General features: G+C 37.0%; 27 protein-coding genes. All 27 read right to left on the reverse strand.

Annotated features, from left to right (window positions below; translation table 11 throughout):
• Positions 1-12: 12 nt before the first annotated feature.
• Positions 13-612: a MotE family protein gene (locus JUJ52_RS04775; RefSeq protein WP_026680895.1), complete on the reverse strand. Its 600-nt coding sequence runs from the start codon at positions 610-612 to the stop codon at positions 13-15.
• Positions 613-617: 5 nt separating this feature from the next.
• The gene (gene fliJ, locus JUJ52_RS04780) at positions 618-1064 is read right to left on the reverse strand and encodes a flagellar export protein FliJ (protein WP_205388605.1); all 447 of its coding nucleotides are present in this window, start codon (positions 1062-1064) and stop codon (positions 618-620) included.
• On the reverse strand, positions 1064-2383 hold the full coding sequence (gene fliI, locus JUJ52_RS04785; RefSeq protein WP_205388606.1) for a flagellar protein export ATPase FliI: 1320 nt from the start codon (positions 2381-2383) through the stop codon (positions 1064-1066). The genes fliJ and fliI overlap by 1 nt, the downstream gene beginning before the upstream one ends.
• Positions 2380-3171, reverse strand: coding sequence for a flagellar assembly protein FliH (gene fliH / locus JUJ52_RS04790; RefSeq protein ID WP_080668664.1), 792 nt, complete (start codon positions 3169-3171; stop codon positions 2380-2382). The genes fliI and fliH overlap by 4 nt, the downstream gene beginning before the upstream one ends.
• Positions 3125-4138, reverse strand: a complete 1014-nt coding sequence (gene fliG / locus JUJ52_RS04795; protein ID WP_026680891.1) for a flagellar motor switch protein FliG — start codon at positions 4136-4138, stop codon at positions 3125-3127. The genes fliH and fliG overlap by 47 nt, the downstream gene beginning before the upstream one ends.
• Before the next feature lie 12 nt (positions 4139-4150).
• Positions 4151-5746, reverse strand: a complete 1596-nt coding sequence (gene fliF / locus JUJ52_RS04800) for a flagellar basal-body MS-ring/collar protein FliF (protein WP_026680890.1) — start codon at positions 5744-5746, stop codon at positions 4151-4153.
• Between the two features lie 54 nt (positions 5747-5800).
• Positions 5801-6109 carry a flagellar hook-basal body complex protein FliE gene (gene fliE, locus JUJ52_RS04805; protein WP_205388607.1) on the reverse strand — a complete coding sequence of 103 codons (309 nt, stop codon included), beginning with the start codon at positions 6107-6109 and terminating at the stop codon, positions 5801-5803.
• An 18-nt stretch (positions 6110-6127) separates the two neighbouring features.
• Positions 6128-6577 (reverse strand): flagellar basal body rod protein FlgC, encoded by a 450-nt coding sequence (gene flgC, locus JUJ52_RS04810; RefSeq protein WP_026680888.1) that lies wholly within the window; start codon positions 6575-6577, stop codon positions 6128-6130.
• 1 nt (position 6578) lies between these two features.
• On the reverse strand, positions 6579-6971 hold the full coding sequence (gene flgB, locus JUJ52_RS04815) for a flagellar basal body rod protein FlgB (RefSeq protein WP_121605227.1): 393 nt from the start codon (positions 6969-6971) through the stop codon (positions 6579-6581).
• A 420-nt stretch (positions 6972-7391) separates the two neighbouring features.
• Entirely contained in the window at positions 7392-8171 is a 780-nt protein-coding gene (gene codY / locus JUJ52_RS04820) for a GTP-sensing pleiotropic transcriptional regulator CodY (RefSeq protein WP_026680886.1), read from the reverse strand.
• Positions 8172-8197: 26 nt separating this feature from the next.
• Positions 8198-9595 carry an ATP-dependent protease ATPase subunit HslU gene (gene hslU, locus JUJ52_RS04825; RefSeq protein ID WP_121605228.1) on the reverse strand — a complete coding sequence of 466 codons (1398 nt, stop codon included), beginning with the start codon at positions 9593-9595 and terminating at the stop codon, positions 8198-8200.
• Positions 9596-9614: 19 nt separating this feature from the next.
• Positions 9615-10160, reverse strand: coding sequence for an ATP-dependent protease subunit HslV (hslV, locus tag JUJ52_RS04830; protein ID WP_026680884.1), 546 nt, complete (start codon positions 10158-10160; stop codon positions 9615-9617).
• 22 nt (positions 10161-10182) lie between these two features.
• Positions 10183-11082 (reverse strand): tyrosine recombinase XerC, encoded by a 900-nt coding sequence (gene xerC / locus JUJ52_RS04835; RefSeq protein ID WP_034678908.1) that lies wholly within the window; start codon positions 11080-11082, stop codon positions 10183-10185.
• 299 nt (positions 11083-11381) lie between these two features.
• Complete coding sequence (locus JUJ52_RS04840; protein WP_034678895.1) at positions 11382-11693, reverse strand: hypothetical protein; 312 nt, start codon at positions 11691-11693, stop codon at positions 11382-11384.
• A 357-nt stretch (positions 11694-12050) separates the two neighbouring features.
• A complete protein-coding gene (topA, locus tag JUJ52_RS04845) occupies positions 12051-14129 on the reverse strand; it encodes a type I DNA topoisomerase (protein WP_026680881.1) in 2079 nt (692 codons plus the stop codon).
• Positions 14130-14475: 346 nt separating this feature from the next.
• Positions 14476-15366 (reverse strand): DNA-processing protein DprA, encoded by an 891-nt coding sequence (gene dprA, locus JUJ52_RS04850; protein ID WP_121605229.1) that lies wholly within the window; start codon positions 15364-15366, stop codon positions 14476-14478.
• Positions 15367-15594: 228 nt separating this feature from the next.
• Positions 15595-16497 carry a succinate--CoA ligase subunit alpha gene (gene sucD, locus JUJ52_RS04855; protein ID WP_026680880.1) on the reverse strand — a complete coding sequence of 301 codons (903 nt, stop codon included), beginning with the start codon at positions 16495-16497 and terminating at the stop codon, positions 15595-15597.
• A 109-nt stretch (positions 16498-16606) separates the two neighbouring features.
• Positions 16607-17767 carry an ADP-forming succinate--CoA ligase subunit beta gene (gene sucC, locus JUJ52_RS04860; protein ID WP_026680879.1) on the reverse strand — a complete coding sequence of 387 codons (1161 nt, stop codon included), beginning with the start codon at positions 17765-17767 and terminating at the stop codon, positions 16607-16609.
• A gap of 100 nt (positions 17768-17867) precedes the next feature.
• Entirely contained in the window at positions 17868-18143 is a 276-nt protein-coding gene (locus JUJ52_RS04865) for an EscU/YscU/HrcU family type III secretion system export apparatus switch protein (RefSeq protein WP_026680878.1), read from the reverse strand.
• Positions 18140-19849, reverse strand: coding sequence for a hypothetical protein (locus JUJ52_RS04870; RefSeq protein ID WP_121605230.1), 1710 nt, complete (start codon positions 19847-19849; stop codon positions 18140-18142). Before JUJ52_RS04870 ends, JUJ52_RS04865 begins: the two co-directional genes overlap by 4 nt.
• 17 nt (positions 19850-19866) lie before the next feature.
• Positions 19867-20637, reverse strand: coding sequence for a ribonuclease HII (locus JUJ52_RS04875; RefSeq protein ID WP_026680876.1), 771 nt, complete (start codon positions 20635-20637; stop codon positions 19867-19869).
• 166 nt (positions 20638-20803) lie between these two features.
• Complete coding sequence (ylqF, locus tag JUJ52_RS04880; protein WP_026680875.1) at positions 20804-21655, reverse strand: ribosome biogenesis GTPase YlqF; 852 nt, start codon at positions 21653-21655, stop codon at positions 20804-20806.
• Positions 21656-21664: 9 nt separating this feature from the next.
• A complete protein-coding gene (gene lepB / locus JUJ52_RS04885) occupies positions 21665-22237 on the reverse strand; it encodes a signal peptidase I (RefSeq protein WP_026680874.1) in 573 nt (190 codons plus the stop codon).
• Between the two features lie 240 nt (positions 22238-22477).
• Positions 22478-22822 carry a 50S ribosomal protein L19 gene (rplS, locus tag JUJ52_RS04890; RefSeq protein WP_026680873.1) on the reverse strand — a complete coding sequence of 115 codons (345 nt, stop codon included), beginning with the start codon at positions 22820-22822 and terminating at the stop codon, positions 22478-22480.
• A gap of 129 nt (positions 22823-22951) precedes the next feature.
• Complete coding sequence (gene trmD, locus JUJ52_RS04895; protein ID WP_026680872.1) at positions 22952-23686, reverse strand: tRNA (guanosine(37)-N1)-methyltransferase TrmD; 735 nt, start codon at positions 23684-23686, stop codon at positions 22952-22954.
• On the reverse strand, positions 23686-24201 hold the full coding sequence (gene rimM / locus JUJ52_RS04900) for a ribosome maturation factor RimM (RefSeq protein WP_026680871.1): 516 nt from the start codon (positions 24199-24201) through the stop codon (positions 23686-23688). Before rimM ends, trmD begins: the two co-directional genes overlap by 1 nt.
• An 11-nt stretch (positions 24202-24212) precedes the next feature.
• Positions 24213-24602: a YlqD family protein gene (locus tag JUJ52_RS04905; protein ID WP_026680870.1), complete on the reverse strand. Its 390-nt coding sequence runs from the start codon at positions 24600-24602 to the stop codon at positions 24213-24215.
• Positions 24603-24615: the final 13 nt, after the last annotated feature.

Below are 24615 nucleotides of genomic sequence, written 5' to 3' on the forward strand. Positions count from 1 at the left end.
AATACAATTACATTAATTTCCACTGTTAATAAATTGTTGTGTTAGCTTTGCAGCTGTTTCTGCATTCATTGACTCTAGAATGCTGCCACGAGTATCATTTGACAATTCCTTCATTATTGCTAATGCCGTTTCTTGTTCAAGCTCTTGTAAAATATTAGCTGCTTGATCAGGATCCATATCTTTAAAAGAATTGGCGATTGTTTTGACAGTGGTTACCTCTTTTTTCACCTGTTCGTCATCAGACTGCTCTTCATTTTCATTAGCTTGATTATTTTCAAGCTTCATTATTTCTTGTTCGAGCTGTTCAACAGTAGCTTCCTTATCTGTAAGATCCACCTTTAGCTGCTCAATTTCAGCATCTTTATCAGACATCATCGCTTTCACGCTTTCATCTTCACGTTTCAACTGTTTTTCCTTATCTGTTTCAACGAATGAAGAAACAACCGGTATATTATTACCTTTATCCTTCAACCAGCCGGTAACATCAATACCAGCAATACTCAAAACGACCGTAGCTAGGGCAATTGTAATGATAATAGGAATTACAATTGCAAAGAGGAACCATAGGACAGGATTCATTTTTCTTTTATCTGTATTGTTTTTCTTTGCCATTCACTTCACCTATTTTTATGATTTAGAAATTGATAAATAGATACCTCATCCATTGTAGCCTTTTCCTTTTTGCGATTTGCTGCTGCTTCATCTTTCTTACGAGTTTCGATAATCTTTTCATATTTTTTCATCTCAACATGTGCATCTGTGAGCTTGGATTGCTTTGCTTCCATATCGAATCTTGCCTTTTGGACTTCTTCTTGTAAGTGCATAATATGATTATTTAAATGCTCGATATAAGTAAATTGTTCTTTTAACTTATCAAGAGTAGTTGATTCCGTAAGAGCAGTCTCGTATACTTCCTCTGCCATTTCTTTCTTTTTAAGAAGTTCATAGAGCTGTGTTGCTGTTTTTTCAAAAAGATCAATAGACTGTTGATATGCCTTCTGTGCGTGTTTTTTTTCGGTTTCACGTATATGTAAAATCTTGGATAAAACAACCGTCTCCGCCATTAGCTTACACCTCCATGAAGTAAGTTTTTCATCGAATTAATCGATTCTTGAAGTGTATGATATTCAAAAATATCTTGTGAAAGAAACGATTGGATTTTAGTGTGATAAGAAATAGCTCGATCAATTTCACTGTCTGTCCCTCGTTTATAGGCGCCAATTTGAATCAGTTCACTATTTTCTTCATAAGTAGCAACGAGCTTACGTATCTCCTGAGCTGTTTCCTTGTGCTCGTTATCTGCAACTTGGTTCATGACACGACTAATAGATTTCAACACATTGATCGCTGGATATTGTCCACGCTCAGCTAATTTCCTATCCATTACAAAATGACCATCTAATATTCCACGTACCGTATCAGCAATCGGCTCATTCATATCATCTCCATCTACCAAAACGGTATAGAAGGCTGTAACCGTACCATTTTCATTCGTACCGGTTCGTTCTAGCAATTTTGGCAAGGTAGCAAATACGGAGGGCGTATAGCCTTTGGTGGTTGGCGGCTCACCTGTAGCCAAGCCAACCTCACGCTGTGCCATAGCCACACGTGTAACAGAGTCCATCATTAGGTTCACACGGTAACCTTGATCACGAAAATATTCACTTATTGCTGTTGCTGTATATGCTCCCTTTATTCGCATTAATGCTGGTTGATCGGAAGTAGCAACAACGACAATCGATTTCTTTAGTCCGTCATCTCCTAAATCTTTTTCAATAAACTCCCTTACTTCTCGCCCGCGTTCTCCGATTAATGCAATGACATTAATATCTGCCCCACTATTTCGAGCAATCATTCCTAGTAATGTACTTTTTCCAACACCACTTCCTGCAAATATTCCAATTCGCTGTCCCTCTCCGACAGTCAGTAAAGAGTCAACTGCTTTGATCCCAACCTGCATTGGTTGTGCAATTGGTGGGCGAAGCATTGGATTTGGAGGAGATTGCTCCGTTAAATAATTTGCTAGACCTTTCGGCAAAGGACTTTGATTTAATGGGTTTCCCAATGAATCTATTACTTTGCCAATCAGTCCACGGCCAATTTTTACTGTTAATGCCTTGCCAGTAGATTCTACTAAGCACCCGGGTCCAATTTCTGCAACCTCTGAATATGGCATTAGAATAATTTTTTCATTATTAAAGCCAACTACTTCCGAGAGAATAGGATTCCCGCTTGAAGAAGAGGAATGAATGAGACAAACTTCTCCGACATTCGCTGCTGGACCTTTTGACTCAATCATAATTCCAACAACCCGTAATACTTTTCCATACCGCTTGTAGGTATCTGCTTGATCAATTGCTGTTAGATAATCCGCTACCTTCATTGTCTGTTCTCCTCAGAAACTTCAAATAGTATTTGCCGGATTTCTTGTAACTGTGTATCAACGCTTGCATCGATTTGCCCAAATGGATGCTTAATCATACAACCGTAATCCTCTACTTCATCCGTAACATACAAGGCAAGCTTTGCATCCTTTTCAATTATCGTGACGAGTTCTTCCTTATGCTGCACAACAGATTCATACTGATTAGGGTGTAGGTAAATGGAAATTACCGATTGGTCCTTTAATTCCTTTATTGCTGCATTAATAATTTCTAAGAAAGAGTTAGGTTCCTCATCAATTTTCTGTTTTGTAATCTTTTCAGCAGTATGAAGTGCGATTTCCAATATGGTGTCGACATTATCCTCAATCAGCGCTTGATAGTCTTTCCTTGCCGTATCAATAATTTGATTAGCTTTTTCTAAGTCACTTTTATATTTAGCAAGACTTTTTGATTCTCCATCTGTATAACCTTGAGAAAAACCTTGCTTGCTAGCAGCTTCGATATACGTCTGTTTTTCCGTTTCCCATGCCTGCTTTTTGCTTTCAATTTCTGCTTCCGTTTCTTCTAGAAGCTGCTGTGATTGATTCTTTAACTCTTCTAATTGAATTTGTGCCTGTTCAATTTCTTGAAGCAACGTTTCTTGTTTGGACGCTGCTTCTAATTCTGATTTTGGCTGACCACTAGGTTGCAGGCTAATCGGTTTAATTTTTATTTGCCTACTTTCATTACGAATAGATGAATTAGACAATGATGTCGTCACCTCCACCCCTTGCAATAACAATTTCACCTACATCCTCTAATCTTCGGATAATAGCAACAATTCTTGTTTGTGCTTCCTCTACATCTCTTAAACGAACTGGACCCATGTATTCCATTTCTTCTTTAAAGGTTTCTGCCATACGCTGTGACATATTCTTAAAGACGATATCTTTCACTTCATCACTAGCAACCTTCAATGACAAACGTAGATCCTCATTTTCTACTTCACGAATGATACGTTGAATTGCGCGATTATCTAAAATAACAATATCTTCAAATACAAACATCCGCTTCTTAATTTCATCAGCTAATTCTGGATCTTGGATTTCTAAAGCATCTAAAATCGTTCGTTCTGTACTTCTATCAACACCATTTAACACTTCAACAACAGCTTGAATTCCACCAGTTTGTGTGTAGTCTTCTGTAAATGAAGAAGATATATTTTTTTCCAATACCTGCTCGACCTGTGAAATAATTTCTGGTGAGGTCGAATTCATCGTTGCTATCCGTTTCGCGACATCTGCTTGCACCTCCTGTGGCAATGCAGAGAGAATTTGACCGGATTGCTCAGGATCTAGATAAGATAGCACAAGAGCAATTGTTTGTGGATGCTCTCCCTGTATAAAGTTCAGAACTTGTTGCGGATCTGCTTTTCTAGCAAAATCAAATGGTCTAACTTGTAAAGAAGAAGTCAAGCGGTTAATAATATTTGAAGCTTCTTGTTTTCCAAAGGCTTTTTCTAAAACGGTTTTTGCATATCCAATACCGCCTTGAGAAATATAATCCTGCGCTACCGCAATTTGATGAAATTGCTCCAGCACATCCTCTTTCAAACTACTATCTACCTTCTTAACGGAAGAGATTTCTAAACTTAACTTCTCGATCTCCTCTTCTGATAAATGCTTATACACTTGAGCCGAAACATCTGGACCTAAGGAGATTAAAAGAATTGCTGCTTTTTGTTTACCTGTGAGTACACCTTTTTGTCTTGCCAATTGTAATACCTCCTAATCTTCTCCGATCCAGCTTCTTAGTAATTTCGCAAAATCTTCTGGTTTCTCTTTTGCTATCTTTTCTAATTGTTTTTTACGAATCGTTGTTTCCGATTCCTCTTGATCTGGGATTTCTGGTACTTCTATCGGCTCTTGGATAGCTACCTCTTCCTCTTCAACATCCTCTTCTTTTCTTCTGCGAAGTAAGAATACTATCAAGACAATAATTGCGAGCAATAATCCCCCACCTACGATATATAGCCAAGTTGGTATAGTAGGAGTTGTGCTAGCTTTAGCGTTTTTCATACCTGAAAACTCTTGAAAGACAATCGATACTTTCTCTTCTGGGTTAATGTTCTCAGCATATTCCCCGTCAATAGATGTTGTAATAATAGAGTTCATAATCGAATTAATTCCCTCTTCAACCGCGTTTTCATCCTGCTGTGTTAAATACTCTACATCTTTTCCTTGTGATGTTTTAACATTATTAACAGCGACTTGAATTCCTAAATCTCGCACTTTATATGGACTCTCAACAATGTTTTTTCGAATCTTATTAAATTCATTGTTAATCGTTTCTTTCGCCATTTCATACTCACCATTGTCACCATCATCCGTCGCTTGATAGTTACCGATATCTTCATCCCCAGTACCTACGGTACCTCCTGCTGCAGCACCTTCACCAGTATACGTTTCTTTTATTGTTTCAATACTTACTGGCAGTCCTTCCATATTCTCTAGATCAACTGGTTCGACAATTTCTTCAGTACGATTCTCTTGCGTAAAATCAATATCAGAAGTGACGGAAACAATGACATTTCCTTGACCTACCATTGCTCCAAGCATCTGCTGTAATCGTTGCTGAATATCTTTTTCAATGTCCTTTTTAACATTTTGCTGATATGTATGTGTATCCTGTACGCCAGTTCCTGCAGTAGCATTTTGTTCAAAGCTTTCAAAATACTGATTGGTGATTGCTATATTTTCTGCTGGTAAGTTAGGGACGGCCTTTGATACTAAATGATACAATCCATCTATTTGTCCTTCTTGGAATTGATAGCCAGCCTCTGTATTTATAACAATTGATGCACTCGCTTCTTGTTTTGTATCATTGACAAATACAGGATCCTCCGGCATATTAATCATCACCTGTGCATCTTGTATCCCATCAATACCTTTGATCAGATTAGCTAACTCCGTCTGCATTGCATCTAGCTTCATAACGTTAAATTCATTTTCTGTTACACCCCAGGATGCATTCTCACTAAAAAAGGAATAATCTATATTTCCACTGTTTGGGATGCCTTGCCCTGCTAAATCGACGAGTAATGAATCTACTTGTTGTTCAGGAACCGTTATTGTCGTTCCCCCATCTTTTAATTCATAAGAAACTCCTCTGGCATCTAGTTCCGTTTTTATCTGCCCAACTTCCTGAATGGACAAATTATTGTATAGTGGAACAAATTTCGAATTCATGGAAAAGAATAGAATTCCTACTATCAAAAGGACAACTATCATGATTGATCCTATAAAAATCCGTTTTTGACTTTTCGTCCGATTCTTCCAGAAAGCCGTAGTAGTGTCTTTCCAGTTCTTTATTTTCTCGTTCATAAGTTCCCCCACTAACGTGCTGTAGTAAATTTTTCTATATATGATTGCAAATCATTATACTTGCATGCTCATTACTTCTTTATAGGCATCTACTACTTTTTTCTGGACTTGTACGGTAGTTTCCAATGTGATACTAGCTTTTTGTGCCGTAATCATTACATCGTGTAAGTCATCGATTTTCCCATTAGCTAGTGCTTCTGTTTTTTGATCAGATGCAATTTGTGCCTGATTGACATCATTAATGGCATTCTTTAAAGCTGCTGCAAACTTACCCTGTGCTTCCCCAGCAGAAATTGCTGGCTTAGAATCTAGTTGTGAGGATACTGGTGCTTGTGGTATTTGATTTCCTATTGACTGAATCATCGAAAAACTCCTTTACATTTATTTCCCAATCTCTAGTGCTTTCATTAACATGGATTTACTAGCATTTACTGAGGTAATGTTAGCTTCATATGATCTTGTTGCGCTCATTAAGTCCACCATTTCTTTAAGTGGATCAACATTCGGTAATTCCACATATCCATTCTCATTCGCATCGGGATGCGTTGGATTATATACCTGCTTGAATGGACTTTCATCTTCTGTTATTTCCGTAACCTTAACACCCGCGGTAGCTTCTGAACCGGTTGCTCTATGTAAGAATGATTTAAAACTATTGGTCTCTGGTTCTAGGGAAACCATTTTTCTTCGATACGCTTCAAATTCTCCTTCTTCATTCACTGTTGCTCGCGTCGTTTGAGCATTAGCAATATTAGAAGAAATGACATCCATACGAAGCCTTTGAGCAGTAAGAGCACTAGCACTCGAGTGAAGTGCATTGAATATCGACATATTACCTTCCTCCCCTTAAAGCTGTTTGTAAACTACCAAACTTACCATTTATGCGGTCGACTAATGCTTGATAATAGATCTGATTTTCTGCTAATTCTGCCATCTCTTTGTCAACATCCACATTATTGCCATTATGACCGTAAGAAGTGTTTTGCTTCGTAACTGTCTTATAGGAATTAGAATTATTTTGAAAGGAAAGATGTTTAGAATTAGTTCGTTTCGCCTCTATGTTTGAAGCCATTGCATCGGATAATACATTTTTAAACACGACGTCTTTTGCCTTATAATTTGGTGTGTCAATATTTGCAAGATTCGTTGAAATTGCCCGGTTTTTGGCAGAGGCATAATTTAACGAATTTTCTAGCGTATGGATAGTTCCACCAAATAGACTCACATTGATCCCTCCTAAAAAGTTACGTTTGCATTACGACAGACATAAAATATTGCTTGTCTACGAATAGTTTAAGTCATATGTTTGCCAAAGTCTATTACTTTTCGACATTTTCCTCAGAAAGAACAAAATATGGTTAATTTTGCATAGGTCAATTTTACCATATTATTACCTATTTTTGTTAATTAATTTTTTTTAACTTGAAAATCGTAAGTTAAAGTAGGATTTTTATGTCGAAATTGCAAGAATAACTAAATTTTAAATTATACCTAGTTCTTATGTAATAGAAAATCCTTGTATAAAAAGTCCTGAAATTGACCAAAGATTTACTTGACATTTCATGCATAATTACAAACAAAAAATCCGAAGCAAAATGCTTCGGATTTTCTATTATTTTGACTGTATTCTATAATACATATCGTTTTATCTTGAACGTAATTTTTCTAATTCAACTAAGAAATTATTGTTAAGTACTTTTATATACGTACCTTTCATACCTAAAGAACGAGACTCAATGACACCAGCACTTTCTAATTTTCTAAGCGCATTTACAATAACTGATCTTGTGATCCCAACTCTATCTGCAATTTTACTAGCTACGAGTAGACCTTCGTTGCCGTTTAATTCTTCAAAAATGTGATCAATAGCCTCTAGTTCACTGTATGATAGCGAGCTGATCGCCATTTGAACAACAGCTTTACTTCTAGCTTCCATTTCAATCTCTTCTGTTTTTTCATGAAGAATTTCCATACCAACAACAGTAGCACCGTATTCAGCTAATAGTAGATCATCCTCACTAAAGCTCTCTGTTAACCGTCCTAATACAAGCGTTCCTAATCGCTCTCCGCCACCAATAATAGGTACAATCGTAGTTAGGCCTGATTGGAATAATTCACGGTTTTCGACTGGGAAAACAGTTTGTGGACTGTCGATATCTAAGTTAGCTGTAGTCTCATGAATATTAAATAGTCCCTCCGTGTATGCTTCCGGAAATTGGCGATCCTCTAGCATTGATTTCATTCTCTCATTTTCAATCTCTTGATTGATTGCAAAGCCTAATAGCTTCCCTCGTCTGCTTAGGATGTAAACATTACCTTTGATAACATCCCTTAAAGAAGCAGACATGTCATTGAAATCAACTGACTTTCCTGTAGATTTTTGTAACATAGCATTAATTTTTCTTGCGCGATTTAATAGTTCCATAATGATCCTCCATTCAACCTTTTAAATTATAGTATATATTGACTTAAATCTTTATTTTTTGCAATAGTACTTAATTTTTCATCGACATATGCTGGAGTTATTTCAATCTTTTCCATCGTCACATCGGGTGCTTCAAAAGAAAGATCCTCCAGTAATTTTTCCAAAATAGTATGAAGTCGCCTTGCTCCAATATTATCCATTTCCTGATTTACTTGATAAGCTATTTCGGCTAATCTATCTACAGCTTCGTCTGTAAATACAACATTTATACCTTCTGTTTTCAATAAAGCCTTATATTGTTTTATGAGCGCATTTGATGGTTCCTTTAATATGCGCTTGAAATCTTCTGTTGATAGTTTATCTAGTTCAACCCGGATTGGAAATCTACCTTGCAATTCCGGAATCAGGTCAGATGGTTTGGACATGTGAAATGCACCAGCTGCTATAAATAGCATATGATCTGTTTTAACAGGTCCATGTTTTGTAACTACAGTGGAACCTTCAATAATCGGTAAAATGTCCCGTTGGACCCCTTCTCTAGATACATTTGCACTATGCTCCTGTTTACCAGCAACTTTATCTATTTCATCAATAAATAAGATACCTGATTGCTCCGCGAGCTGCACTGCCTCTTGAGCAGCCTCTTCCATATCTACAAGCTTGCTTGCTTCTTGCTGAGATAATACTTTTCTTGCTTCTGATACTGGCATTTTTCGTTTCTTCTTCTTTTTGGGCATGAACTGACTGAAAGCATCCTGCATATTCATCCCCATTTGCTCCATACCAGATCCTTGGAGCATGTCAAACATCGAAGGAGCTTGTTCTTCTATTTCTACCGATACCATATGGTCTTCTAATTCACCCAGGGCCAATTGATGTTCTACACGTTTCCGCTTATTGCTAATTTCATCATCTTTCGGATCATGATCTCCATCTTCATGATTGTCATCTGAATTAGAAGCGAATAACATTTCAAATGGATTTCTAGCATTGTTTTCCTTTTTAGCATGTGGTACTAGGAGATTTACTAGCTTTTTATTTGCTTCTTTCTCTGCCTTATCTGCAACTTGCTTCATTTTATCTTCTTTTACCATCCGCAAAGACATTTCTACTAAATCACGGACCATGGACTCTACATCTCGACCGACATAGCCCACCTCAGTAAATTTAGTTGCTTCTACTTTGACAAATGGAGCTCCAACTAACTTCGCTAATCGTCTAGCTATCTCCGTTTTCCCAACTCCAGTAGGACCAATCATTAATATGTTTTTAGGAACAATTTCATCCTTTAGCGATTCATCCAGCTTCATACGACGGTAACGATTGCGTAATGCCACTGCAACGGATCGCTTAGCGCTGTTTTGACCAATAATAAACTTATCTAACTGTCCCACTATCTGTCTCGGTGTGTAATCAATACCCATTCTTCCAAAAGGCCTCCTTTTAATCAAGTACCTCCAGTGTGATGTGATCATTTGTATATACACATATTTCTCCGGCAATTTCTAATGCAGATTGAGCGATCTCCCGTGCAGATAATTGACTCGAATACCTTGCTAGAGCTCTTCCAGCACTAAGTGCGTAATTGCCTCCAGAGCCAATAGCCAATATGCCATCATCAGGTTCAATGACCTCACCTGTACCAGAAACTAAAAACATACTTTCTTTATTCATTACGATAAGCATAGCTTCCAATTTCCGCAATACCTTATCGCTGCGCCACTCTTTTGCTAATTCTACAGCCGCTCTTGCAAGATTTCCATTATATGCTTCTAGCTTAGCTTCAAATTTTTCAAAAAGCGTAAATGCATCAGCAACAGATCCAGCAAAGCCAGCAAGTACTTGGCCTTTATATAAAGTACGAACTTTCTTTGCTTTATGTTTCATAACGACCGCATTTCCTAATGTTACTTGACCGTCACCGCTCATTGCACATTGATCATTATGCCTTATGGCGAAAATCGTAGTGGCATGCATTTCATTTGTCACGCCTTCTCACCTCTTTACTCAATTAATAATCATTTGCTCGTGGATGACTTTTCATATATACGCTGCGCAAATGATCTTTTGTAACATGGGTATAAATTTGTGTAGTTGACAAATTCTCATGACCAAGTAATTCCTGAACGCTACGTAAATCTGCACCTTCATTTAGTAAATGTGTGGCAAAGGTATGCCGTAACTTATGTGGGTGTACATGAACGGTTAACGCAGCTCTTTCAACCATCTTGTTCAATACTTCCCTAATTCCACGTGTAGTTATTGGATTTCCCCGATTGTTCAAGAAGACTGCATCCGAAGATTGCTTTGCTTTAGACAATAACGTATTCCTACCATCCTGTATGTAGGTTTCCAATGCTATTTCAGCAAATTTACCATAAGGAATGTAACGTTCTTTTCTGCCTTTCCCTCTAACAAATACGGTACCAATGAAGAAATCAATATGCTCCAATGATAGCTGTTGACATTCGCTAACACGCATGCCAGTTGCGTAAAGTAGTTCTAGAATTGCTTGATCTCTTTGGCCTAATGGGTTAGTAAGGTCATTTACCTCAAAAAGCTTCTCCAACTCTTCTTGATACAGAAAACCCGGAATCGTTGTATCCGTTTTTGGCAATTTCACCTGTACAAACGGATTTCCAGTGAGCACTTCTTCTCTTTCCAAGTATCGGAAAAAAGTTCGAAGACTAGATATTTTTCTAGATACAGATCTTCTGCTTAGCTGCCGATTATACAAAGTGTTTAGGAATAAACGGACAACCCTATGATCTACATCAACTAGACTAGATAAACCTTCTGCTGTTAAGAAATCGAAAAATATTTCCAGATCATTCAGATAATATTTAACAGTATATGGCGAAGCGTTTTTTTCTATTTGTAAATACTCCTTAAAGGATTGCCAATAATTCATATAATTATTCAAATTTTCACCCCGTTAAGCAGCGAATAAATCATAACATAGAAAATAGTGAGAAGCAATAAACTTAACTAAATTGTAACAAAATTCAGAATTGATGTCACTTTTAGTTGTTTTTTCCTTTTATAACCCTATAGAAATAAGGTCATATACTTAGCTCTTGACTGTCAAGTATATATCCTTACCAATGCGTTATTATATCTGTTTCGAAGTCCATAGTCAACAATTTCTATTCATATTTCACAATTAAATTTCTATAACAGCTCACATACCATTGATATCGGCTATTTGGATTACTTTATTACACCTAACTTTTTAATTTTCGCTTTTGTATCTTCTGTTCCAAACTTATATAGTTCATGATATATAGTTATTAAATGGTCACTATACGCAGATCGTTCAGCATCTGCTCCCCATTCATCAAATGGTTTCACTAAATACTCGATCGCAAGTTCTGCATAGTTGTTTTTTTTCATGAATAACTTCTTAAGCATTTCAATTTCTTTTGCATCAGCTATAATTTCATATTCTATACCACTATCAGGAATAGAGATTTCTCGAATATCCTGTGTATCTACAGTTACATAATAATGTTTTTTTGTCATCAGACTTTCCTCCTTATATGCTATTTAGCCTTTTTTTATACATCTCAAACTACTAGTCCTTCATTAACACATAACATAAAAGTAAAACTGTACTTGCAATCTACTATTCCGGCGAAAGCAAGTTGAACGAGCCATGAAAGAAAGGACAAGCTTAAACTCAGAAGGCTTGGACCCACTACGGAAAGCAGAAATTATCATACTACGATAGCAAAAAAGCGATGATAATAAGAGTACAAAAGCGTAAGCCCCCGATTAGAAACGTAGCGACTGGGGCTGGACACGGCTCAACACGCCCCTATTTATCAGACTACAAAAAAGAGCTTCCCACAAGTCCCTATTAGACTTATGGGAAAGCTCCTATGTTTGCGGCGCCTCTTTATATTCACATTGCGTACATTGAATTTGTGTTCCTTTTTTCGATTTCTTCTCAACCAGTAAGTTATCACATTTTGGACATGGTCGAGATATCGGTTTGTCCCAAGAAAGAAAATCACACTCTGGAAATCGGTCACAGCCATAAAACACTCGACGTTTTTTCGATTTCCTTTCAACAACATTTCCTTCTTTACATTTTGGACACTTCACTCCGATTTCCTTTAATATTGGTTTCGTGTTTCTACATTCAGGAAAATTAGAGCACGCTAAAAACTTCCCATAGCGTCCCATTTTATAAACCATTTCATGCCCACAATTTTCGCATTCAATACCGGCAGGCTCATCCTTGATTTCAATTTTTTCCATTTCTTGCTCTGCTTTTTCCAAGCGCTTTGCAAAATCTGTATAAAATTGATCAATAATCGTAATCCACTCTGTTTTTCCTTCTTCAATAGCATCCAAATCGCCTTCCATTTTAGCTGTGAAAGCAACATCAATAATCTTAGGGAAAAACTCTTCCATTATTTCTGAAACAATTGATCCCAATTCCGTAGGTATAAAGCGTTTGTTATCAATACTTACATAACCTCTACGTTGAATTGTGTCTAAAGTCGGAGCATATGTGGAAGGTCGTCCAATTCCTAACTCCTCCATTGTCTTAACTAGCCTTGCCTCTGTATATCTTGGAGGTGGCTGTGTAAAGTGTTGATTTGGCTTTATATCATTAGCTGTTACTTCCATACCTTCAGATAATTCTGGAAGAAACTTATTATCTTCTTTTTTATTATCGTCCGTTCCCTCAATATATACTTTCATAAATCCTTTGAATTTAATTTTAGAACCCGTTGCCCTGAACTCCACTAAATTATTTAAAAGATGTACGGTCATTGTATCCATTACAGCAGGTGCCATTTGACTTGCCAAAAACCGTTCCCATATTAATTTGTACAACCTAAACTGATCTCTAGAAAGTATTGGCTTTAAGGATTTAGGATCCCTGCCAACTGATGTAGGTCGAATTGCTTCATGGGCATCCTGTGCACCCTCTGACTTTTTCTGTTTTTTATTTATGCCTAGATACGTTTTCCCATATTGGTCAATAATATAATCCTTTGCTTCCCCTTTAGCTGTATCGGAGATACGCGTTGAATCAGTACGCATATACGTAATTAAACCTGTTATTCCCCCCGCTTTTTTCCCAAGGTCAATTCCCTCATATAACTGTTGGGCAATCATCATCGTTTTCTTGGCTTTGAAATTCAGTTTTCTCGCTGCTTCTTGTTGTAATGAAGATGTTGTAAAAGGTAACGCAGGATTACGTCTTCTTTCTTTTTTCTTTACTTTATCAACTTTGAATTTTTTCCCCTTGATTTCTTTTAGAATATCGTTTACGTCTTGTTTTGTCTTCAATTCTTTCTTTTTACCTTTAATTCCATAAAAAGATCCCTCAAAAACATCCTTATCCTTTTGAAATTGTCCTTCAATTGACCAATATTCTTCAGGTTTAAAGTTTTCAATTTCTTTTTCTCTGTCAATTACAAGTTTTACAGCTACAGATTGAACACGTCCAGCGCTCAAGCCTTTTTTCACTTTTTTCCATAGAAGTGGACTTATATTGTACCCCACAAGCCGATCCAGAATCCTTCTAGCCTGTTGAGCATCCACTAAATCCATATCAATAGATCTTGGATGTTTAAAAGAATCTTTAATAGCATCTTTTGTTATTTCATTAAATACAACACGACATTCGGAATGCTCATCAACATCTAATATATGTGCTAGATGCCATGCAATCGCCTCACCTTCTCTATCAGGGTCGGCTGCAAGATAAACCTTTTTAGCTTTTTTTGCTGCTGATTTTAAGTCTTTGACTACATCACCTTTACCGCGAATCGTAATATACTTTGGTTTATATTCATTTTCTGTATCGACAGCCATTTGACTTTTTGGTAAATCCCGAACATGCCCCATGGATGCTTTTACTTTGTATTTTTTCCCTAAATAGCGTTCAATTGTTTTTGCCTTTGCAGGTGATTCTACGATTACTAGATAATCTGACATTTCTTTTCCTCCCATAAATGAGGTTACCACTAGTACTGATAAGTCCCTCACAACAAGGTAGAATACCTTGAAAAGTAGTACATTGATAAAATACATTTCATTGTCTTGCATATATATACTTATTCATCACAAGCATTAAAGCGGATACTTTTTTCACTCAAAAAAATTTAGAAATCTTCACTAATATTAAATATATACGTTTCATTTGTCAAACATACTGAAATAAATGACCCAAGATTTGTAAAAGTTTTCCTTACAAAAATGTACCATGTCAAAGAATATTAGTAAAATATCAATGATATAACTTTATTTTTAATCGGCCTATTTCTGCTTTTTTATTAGATATCTACCCATACGTATTTTGCAATCTTTCCCATTCTTCACGAATATCCTCTTCATGAATAACTAATTTCGCACCATCTTGGATCATTTTATGACAACCTCTAGTTTGCTCCATTAGTGGTGAACCAGGAACAGCAAAAACGTCTCTCCCTTGTTCCAAGGCTTGATCAACTGTTATTAGTGTACCACTCTTTTCAGTTGCCTCAATAACTAATGTACCAAAGCTTAAACCGCTTATTATCCTATTCCTTTCTGGAAAATGGTGACGAGCAGGGGGAGTAGTTGGTGGATACTCAGATAAAACTAATCCTCGTTCAGTCAGTTCTTGATATAATCGGATATTTTCCTTGGGATAAATATATTGAAACCCTCCACCAAGTACGGCAATTGTATGTCCACTTAGACTTAGAGTAACTTCATGAGCAAAACGGTCAATACCAATTGCCATACCACTTACTATCACCCATCCCTGCCTAACTAACGGTGGGATAATTGTCCGTACCTTTCCCATAGCTTCCCTAGAGGGTTTCCTCGTTCCAATTACACTTAAGGCTGGTGCTTGTGTTAACAAAGATATGTTTCCTAAGGCGTATAAAACAAACGGAGGATCTTTTATCGTTTTTAATAAAGGTGAAAAGTTGTTATCTAGAAGGGTTATAACGTGATAGTTATGCAAGTCTGTTTCTATTTGCTCTATTAGGGGCTCCGAGTGGAGATCATTATATAACAGTGAAGCATTATTCAGAGGAAGGTGATACAAACGGTTCATTGCTGCAGAAGATAATTTGTAGATCTCTGTGAGGGTAGAATCAATAAGAAGTAGCTTTCTAATCCATCGCCTTGTAATACCTCGACATCGAGTAATATGAATTAATCGAAACCGAAAATCCGTCAATACGTACACATCCCTTCAAAAATTAGATAAGGAGCTGTCCCCAAAAAAGACAGCTCTCTCTTCCTACACAACTGAAATATACTCTTCTACGAAGTACAGCTTCCTTATGAACAAGCGCCATTCACTACAGGGTTTCACGGCGGCTCACTCTACTCGTTAGAATCTTACCTATTCCAGTTGCATCTACCCGAACCTTTACAGGAGAACCCTTTCTGGTTCGCATATTAATTAATGCGTTTTACATGTTTCTTTAATACCATTCTCCTCTAGGGCTTTAATCATTGTTTCACCCATTACCGCAGGAGTTTCTGCGACTTTAATACCACACTCATTCATAACACGAATTTTTTCGTCAGCAGTTCCTTTTCCACCAGAAATAATTGCACCTGCGTGACCCATGCGTTTCCCTGGAGGTGCAGTAGCCCCACCGATAAATCCTACCACAGGTTTCTTCATATTTGCTTTTACCCACTGTGCTGCTTCTTCTTCAGCTGTGCCACCGATTTCTCCAATCATTATAACAGCATACGTATCAGGGTCTTCATTAAAAGCAGATAGTACGTCGATAAAGTTCGTACCGTTTACTGGGTCACCACCGATACCAACTGCTGTGGACTGCCCATACCCTGCTTCAGACAACTGATGAACTGCTTCATAAGTTAATGTACCTGAACGGGAAACGACACCTATATGTCCTTTCTTATGAATGTAGCCTGGCATGATACCAATTTTACTTTCATCAGCAGTAATTACACCTGGACAGTTTGGACCAACCAATCGAGTTTTCTTGCCTTCCATATAACGTTTCACTTTAACCATGTCCATAACTGGAATATGTTCTGTGATACAAATAACTAAATCTAGTTCTGCATCCACTGCTTCGATAATCGCATCAGCAGCAAATGGAGCAGGTACATAAATAACAGATGCTGTAGCACCAGTTGTATCTACGGCATCCTTTACAGTATTAAATACAGGTACTCCTTCTACTTCAGTACCGCCTTTTTTAGGTGTAACCCCACCAACAATTTTTGTACCGTATTCAAGCATTTGTTTCGTGTGAAATTTTGCAGTTCCACCGGTAATACCTTGGACAATTACCTTTGTATCTTTATTAATATATACACTCATCTTCGTCCGTCCTTTCTGCAAGATCTGTACAATATAATATAGTTCACGATCCTTTTACTTCTTGCCTTAAACAAGAATTTACATATAAATATTGTGGTCTAAAAATTCCTTACTTTACCATTGAAACTATCTTTTCAGCACCATCAGCCATTGAACCAGCCGATGTAATATTTAGCCCAGATTCTTCAAGAATTTTCTTACCTAATGAAACATTTGTACCTTCTAAACGTACAACGAGTGGAATTTCAAGCCCAACCTGTTTCGTAGCTTCTACAACACCTTCAGCGATCACATCACACTTCATAATCCCACCAAAGATGTTGACAAAGATCCCTTTAACATTTGAATCAGATAAAATGATCTTAAATGCTTCCGTTACCTTCTCAGCAGTAGCACCACCACCAACATCAAGGAAGTTTGCCGGATCACCGCCATAATGTTTAATAATATCCATTGTAGACATAGCAAGTCCAGCTCCATTTACCATGCAGCCAATATTTCCATCCAATGAAATATAACTTAAATCATACTTAGAAGCTTCTATTTCCTTTTCATCTTCTTCATCTAAATCACGTAATTCCATAACATCTTTTTGACGGAATAAAGCGTTATCATCAAAATTTAACTTGGAATCTAATGCTAAAACATCTCCATCACCCGTAGTTACTAATGGATTGATTTCTGCAATAGAACAATCTTTCTCTACAAAAGCATTGTACAAACTTGTCATAAATTTAACAGCTTTACCTATTAGTTCATCCGGAATATTAATATTAAATGCAAGTCTACGAGCTTGATAGCCTGACAAACCTACAACAGGATCAATAACTTCCTTAAAGATTTTCTCAGGTGTTTCTGCTGCAACCTCTTCGATTTCTGTACCGCCTTCTTCTGAAGCCATCATTACTACACGAGAAGTAGCGCGATCAAGTACAACTCCAACATAATATTCCTTCTTAATGTCGCAGCCTTCTTCAATTAATAAACGTTTTACCTCTTTACCTTCTGGTCCAGTTTGATGTGTTACTAGTGTTTTTCCAAGTATTTCATCAGCGTATGTACGCACATCATCTAAATTTTTTGCGATTTTAACCCCACCGGCTTTACCACGTCCACCAGCATGGATCTGTGCTTTTACCACTGTGACGTCGCTTCCCAATTTTTTTGCAGCTTCCACAGCTTCATCAACCGTATATGCAACGTATCCATTAGGAACATTAACACCATATTTTCGCAAAATATCTTTGCCTTGATACTCATGAATGTTCATCCTTAATCCTCCCATCAAATTTCACTGCATTTCCATTGTATAAAAAAACAATAAATTTCACAAGAACTTCGGAAATTTATTGTCAATGACTTGTCGAATATTATCTATTTTTATTTATTTCTTGATCTGCTCGATAGATAAAGGCAAATACTTCAGCTACAGCTTCATACAATTCCTCTGGTATTGCTTCATTTATATTTAATTGTGCCAGCAGCGCTACTAATGATGGATCTTCCATAATAGGTATATTATTTTCTTTTGCTTTTGCAATGATATCCTCAGCAATCAAACCCCTTCCTGAAGCTGACACGATTGGGACAGATTGTCGAGTTTCATCGTAACGAAGAGCAACCGCTTTATTTCGCTTATCTTTCATATTTTATAATCCACCCCTTGGTACGTAGTGGTTACGGAAAGCTTTTCTTTTGGTTCTTTTTCCGCTTGCAACGGTTTATGTATAATCGTTGACAGCTGATAATCAAGTGAATCCAACCCGTTTTGCAATGACGGCTTTAACGAACCTAATAGCTCCTTTATTCTTTTATTATTATTAAAAACAGTTATAGCTACCGTACGATTTTGTATGTGCATATCAATTACCGTACGTTTTAAGTACATCAATTCTAAATCGAATAAAATTCGACAATGATCAGGATCGAATTCGCCATTAGTCGTTTTCTTCCCTTCAAACAACAATTCCGCATCACCTTTTAATCCCATCTTATTCCCAGGTACTTGCAAATAAGCTTGGATAAAGTTGTCTGATTCTTGAACTGATTGAAGTTGCAGTGCGTTTATATGGTGTAATAGTTGCTTTGCTCGTTCATGCAATATTCCTTCATTCTGTGTAAACATGTTTATGAGCATTCCCTTTAATGTAGGCTGTTGCACTTTCTCATTTGCTACTGTATGTTCATACGTTAAACCTAACCATTGAATGGTTTGTCGAATGGCGGACAAAAAGTGGTCTTTACTACCTAGATTCGTCTGATTTTTGCCATTTAGTAGTAACTGTTCTAATTGTGTATATGTCTCATTACGTTGCAATAATTTTAAATTAACTATAAATCGTTGCAGGTCTGATTTCGTATGCAGGCTGCTTAAATGAGATACATTTGGGAATGTATCCTTGATTAGCTGCTTTATTTGTTGTATGTCACTTGTTCCAAAATGCTGCTTTCCGGTAACAGGGTAAATTTTATCTTGTAATACACTTACTAAACTTTCCGTTCGTGCTATGTAGTCAGCTTTATTTGCAATTACTTCGGAAAGCCGATTTCCCTTTATACCTGTCCATAAACCTGTAACTGCCTGTTGCTGAGCAGAACCACTCCCATTGGTGGTAGCGGAAGCATTTGACATAATTCCATTCGTTTTATCAATGGTTGGTTGCGTTAATCCAAGTATGTGTAATAAAGGGATAACCTGTCGATTCGGCACCATGCTCTTTATTTGCATATTGGGGTATGCTTGGTCTGAGAATGGTTGAAGTAATAAAGCTATCTGCTGTTTTAGCTGTGAATGGTTAACCTGCCCTGGCAATTGCTGAAATACTTCTAGTAATTGTTTTGAGAGTGAATGCGAATCTTTTGTTACCAGTGCCTGAAATACAGCATTTGAAATTGGCCAACGATTTCTTATCATTTCTTTTATAATGGAGAGTTCTTGTTGATTCCCTTTTTTACCTACTAATAATTGAAAAGCTTGAGAAAGCTGCGATTTGTCAAAGGGGATCTGATCACGCATTAATTCTTGTAGGAATACCATATTTGTCTTTGTCTGCTTTAACCCTAGCTGTTCTAATAGTTGTAGGGCAGTTTTCCCCACCTGCGTGCTCGACCGTTCTCCTAGCACTTTTAATTCCAGTACTTGATCATTTTCTACTACTTGAAAATAATAGTTTCCACCAGCATGAAGAGAGGCCTGTAACTGTGCAATCATCTTATGCTGACCAATTTGTATTTGCGCTTTATTTCCTGGAAAAAGCTTTAACACTCTCCCCTGGATAATTTGCCCTTTCTTCAATGGGGCTATATGATTACTTGTATTTACTTGTTGGTCACCTGAAATTCGTAGACTCATCCCGATAGTACCTCCTCCTAGGAAACTATATTTTTAACAGGTGAAAATGATCGTCGATGATGAGGGCATACACCATATTGTTCTAAACTTTCCATGTGTTGCTTTGTTCCATACCCCATATTAGAAGCGAATTCATACATAGGAAACTTATTATGTAAATCCTTCATATAATTATCTCTGGTTACTTTTGCTAAAATACTTGCAGCAGCAATAGATACACTTTTTGCGTCCCCTTTAACAATAGCCTCCGATGTGCACGATAGCGAATCTAACTCCACCGCATCTATCAACACATGTTCTGGAGTTGGGCTTAGTTGGCCAATAGCATCATACATTGCAAGCTTTGTTGCCTCATAAATGTTGATTTCATCAATTTTATCGCTATTAATTATCGAAATTCCATAGCTTAAAGCTTTCTTTATAATGACTTGATAAAATTTATCTCTGTCAGCTTCTGTTAATTGCTTAGAATCATTCAAGCCTAGTAATTTAAAGTCTGCTGGTAATATCACACTTGCTGCTACCACAGGTCCGGCAAGCGGTCCTCTGCCGGCCTCATCAACCCCTGCAATATAATGTATATCTTTTGAATAACAGGCGTTCTCGTATGAAATCATTTCCCTATGCCGCTGCTCTAATTCTTGTTTTTTTAATTGACGCTTTTCATAGCTCGCAATTAATTGCTGAACACCTTTTCGCTCATCCATCCGTAAATGGGAAATCAATTCTTCATTTAATTCTCCGGCTTCAAATAATTTCTTTAGTACAGCTATTGATTTTTTATTCATTGTATTAACACCTATCTCTCTGTATCTAATATCGGCCAGTTTCATTAATTTGTTAGTGTTTCAAACCCTAAACCTTTCTATTGATGACGATTTATACGTATGACATGAAATAAGACACCCATCCGAAGATGCATGTCTTGGTAACCCTCTAATTTAGGGACATCATTTACTGATTAGAAGGAGATTCTAGTGAAACTCTACCTAGTTTTCCTGTACGTAAATCCCTAATAACAATATCGGATACCTTGGCCAAATTAACTTTACCACCACTCTCGAGTGCTCCACGTTGCTTACCTATTGCATTAAAGATTTCCCACATATCGTCCATATCACGGTCTACTTGATAGCGCTCCTCCAATTTTTGAGGATAGTGCTTTTGTAAATAAGTAATGACAAAAGCCACGATATCTTGCAAGGAAAGCAATTGATCTTTTATCGTACCGATAGCTGCTAAACGATAACCAACTAGCTCCTCCTCAAATTTTGGCCATAATATACCTGGTGTATCCAATAACTCAAAATCCCTTTTGACTTTTATCCATAATTGCTGTTTTGTCACTCCCGGTCTATCACCAGTTTTAGCAATCTTTTTATTCGCTAAACGATTGATTAGCGTTGATTTTCCAACATTAGGAATTCCTACGATCATTGCTCTTGCCGCTCTAGGCTGTATTCCTTTCTTTCTTAATTTGTCCATCTTCGCCTGCGCTTGTTCCTTCGCTAACTGAATGACTTGTTTTATATCATTCCTATCATTCACATTAATTGCTATTGCTGGTATATGTTTTTTCTCGAAATAGGCCAGCCATTGGTTTGTAACATACTGATCGGCTAAATCCTTTTTCATCATTACAATCATCTTTGGTTTATTCTGTAACACTTGTTGTAACATCGGATTTTGTGAAGAAAATGGAGCTCGAGCATCAACTAATTCCATTACAAAATCAACAAGCTTAAGTTTTTCTTCTACTTCCCGTCTAGCTTTTGCCATATGACCGGGAAACCATTGAATGGTCATTGTTTAAACCTACTTTCCTATCGTCTGCATTCGATTGAACGGCCAATATATGAGGTCTGTTTTTCCTACAATTTGATCAGTAGAAACGACCCCCAGTACACGGCTGTCCGTTGAATTCCCTCTGTTATCTCCTAATACTAATACATGGTCTTCTGGAATAACATCATATCCACCAGGAAGGTCTTCTAACGAAAAGTCATTCGTTAGGATTTGATATGATTTAAGACTATCCTTTTGATCTGTTAAGAATGGTTCATTCACTTCTTCTCCATTAATGTACAATACATTATCAATCACTTCAACATGTTCTCCTGGCAATCCAATTACACGCTTAATAAAATCCTTTTTTGATGACGCATGGAATACAACCACATCAAATCGTTCTGGTTCATGTAAATGATAAGCAAATTTGTTTACAATCATTTGATCGCCATCATGTAATGTTGGAAGCATAGACGGTCCATCAACTACAATTGGAGCGAAAAAGAACATCCGAACTATAAAAGCCAATCCAAAGGCGATTAATAAAGCCTTTAACCAATCTAACCATTCGTTCTTCTTTTCTTTCTTCCTTTTTCCCATATTTCCCCCTCCAACCTTTGTACATAAGACCCTCTTTATATATTACAATAATTATGTACTTAAACAAAACTGGGGCTTTCTTAGTTGGAAAATCTTAAGCAATATCAGTAACGAAATAAGCATTTAGTTTACTAGCTATACTGCTTAAAACTTCAATATTTTCCCCATAACCTCTAGTACAAAAAAGGAGCTTGTGCAGATTGCCAAGCTCCTTTCCAATGATTTTGTACTCGTATACTATTAGCGACGTTCTTTAATACGAGCTGCTTTACCACGAAGATTGCGTAAGTAGTAAAGTTTCGCACGGCGAACAATACCACGACGCGATACTTCGATTTTATCAATACGAGGTGAATGTACTGGGAATGTACGCTCAACACCTACTCCATAAGAAAGCTTTCTTACTGTGAATGTTTCGCTAATTCCACCGTTTTGACGTTTAATAACGACACCTTCGAATACCTGAATACGTTCACGGGAACCTTCCACAACCTTAACGTGGACTTTAACAGTGTCTCCCGGACGGAAATCAGGATGATCATTACGAAGTTGGTCTTTAGTAATGTCTTCAATTAATTTTTGCATCTGGCTTCTCTCCTTCCAAACCAATGCTCATATCTACTATGTGACAGCGGAACATCGTTTATAAAGCTTAAAGACGGAACTTTAAGCACATCATTTAATATACCATATCAAACTCTAGACTTCAACCACTTATTTATCATCCCATTCTTCTATCCATCGTTTCCACTCTTCTGGTATATTTTTATGTTCTAGTAAATCACGTCGACGCTGATATGTTCTTAGCAATGATTGTCGTTCTCTCCAAGCATTAATTTTCCCGTGATCTCCTGATAACAAAACCTCTGGAACTTTCAATCCTCGGAAATCTGCTGGCCTCGTATAATGTGGATGCTCCAATAAACCTGTCGAGAAAGAGTCCTGAGGTGCTGAATCTTTATTCCCCAGCACTTCAGGAAGTAAACGAACAACACTATCCATCACAACCATTGACCCTATTTCTCCTCCAGTAAGCACAAAGTCTCCAATAGAAATTTCGTCTGTTACTAAGTGTTCTCTAATTCTTTCATCATACCCTTCATAGTGACCACATATAAAGATAAGATGATCCTCCTGAGAAAGTTCTTCTGCCTTCTTCTGATTATAGGTTTCTCCCTGTGGGCACATGAGAATAATTCTGGAATTATCAGATTTTCTTTGCTTTTTTACAGCTTCCACCGTGTCAAAAATTGGTTGTGGTGTTAATACCATACCCGCACCACCACCATACGGATAATCATCTACTTTATAATGTTTGTTTTCCGTGTAATCTCGAAAGTTTACTAAATTGTAGCTAAACCTGTCATTTTCATACGCCTTTTTTAAGATAGATGACTGTAATACTCCATGAAACATCTCTGGAAAAAGGGTTAGTATATCGATGTGCATCAGTCTAACAATCCTTCCATCGGCTCAATAATTACTTTACTTGCCTGCGTATCTACTAAAGTGACAACAGATGCAATATAAGGAATAAGTACATCCTTTCCTTGTGATCGACGAACGACCCATACATCGTTGGCGCCAGGAGATAAAATTTCTTTAATTGTACCTATTTGTTCTCCATCATTTGTAAAAACGGCACATCCAATAATTTCGTGATAATAAAATTCATGTTCTGCCAGGTCTGTCAACTGATCTTCTTTTATTTTTAACTTACAACCTTTATAAACCTCTACATCATTTATATTCGTCAATCCTTTAAAACGTAGTAGGTCAAATCCTTTATGCATACGATGGCTTTCAATGGTTAATTCCTTCTGTATATTACCATCCTTAACAATATACAGTGTCTTTCCAATCGAAAAGCGTTCTTCGAAATCGGTAATTCGCAGTACCTTTACTTCACCGTGTATTCCATGTGTGTTAATTATCTTCCCTACAGTATACATTTTCTCTGTCATCATCTCACCTGCTATTCATCAATTCGAATGACTATATCGTCTTTGACAACGATAGCACTTTCACCCATAAGCTCATTCCAATGCGATCCTTCTGAGACCTCAACAAGAGCTTCAACCTCTTTTTCTATTATTTCACTACCCATCTCCAGCATTTCCAGTTGCTCTATTTTAAAATCAGCAAGCTTAATTTTTTCTTTACGATTATTAATTTCCTGTTGAAAACGATGACCAACCTCTTGCTTGGAGATTCCTGGTTTATTAGAGAGCTTTCTTTGTTCGAATAAAAGCTGTTGACACTCTTGTTCAAGCCGCATTTTATGATTGTAAAAGTTAGTTTTTAATTTTTCTTTGCTCTTCTCTGTGACAATTTGCTTGATTAGGACTTTTTTTATAATTTTCAACGTTCATTCCTCA

Source organism: Virgibacillus sp. AGTR, from assembly GCF_016919725.2.
Lineage (GTDB): Bacteria > Bacillota > Bacilli > Bacillales > Amphibacillaceae > Virgibacillus > Virgibacillus salarius.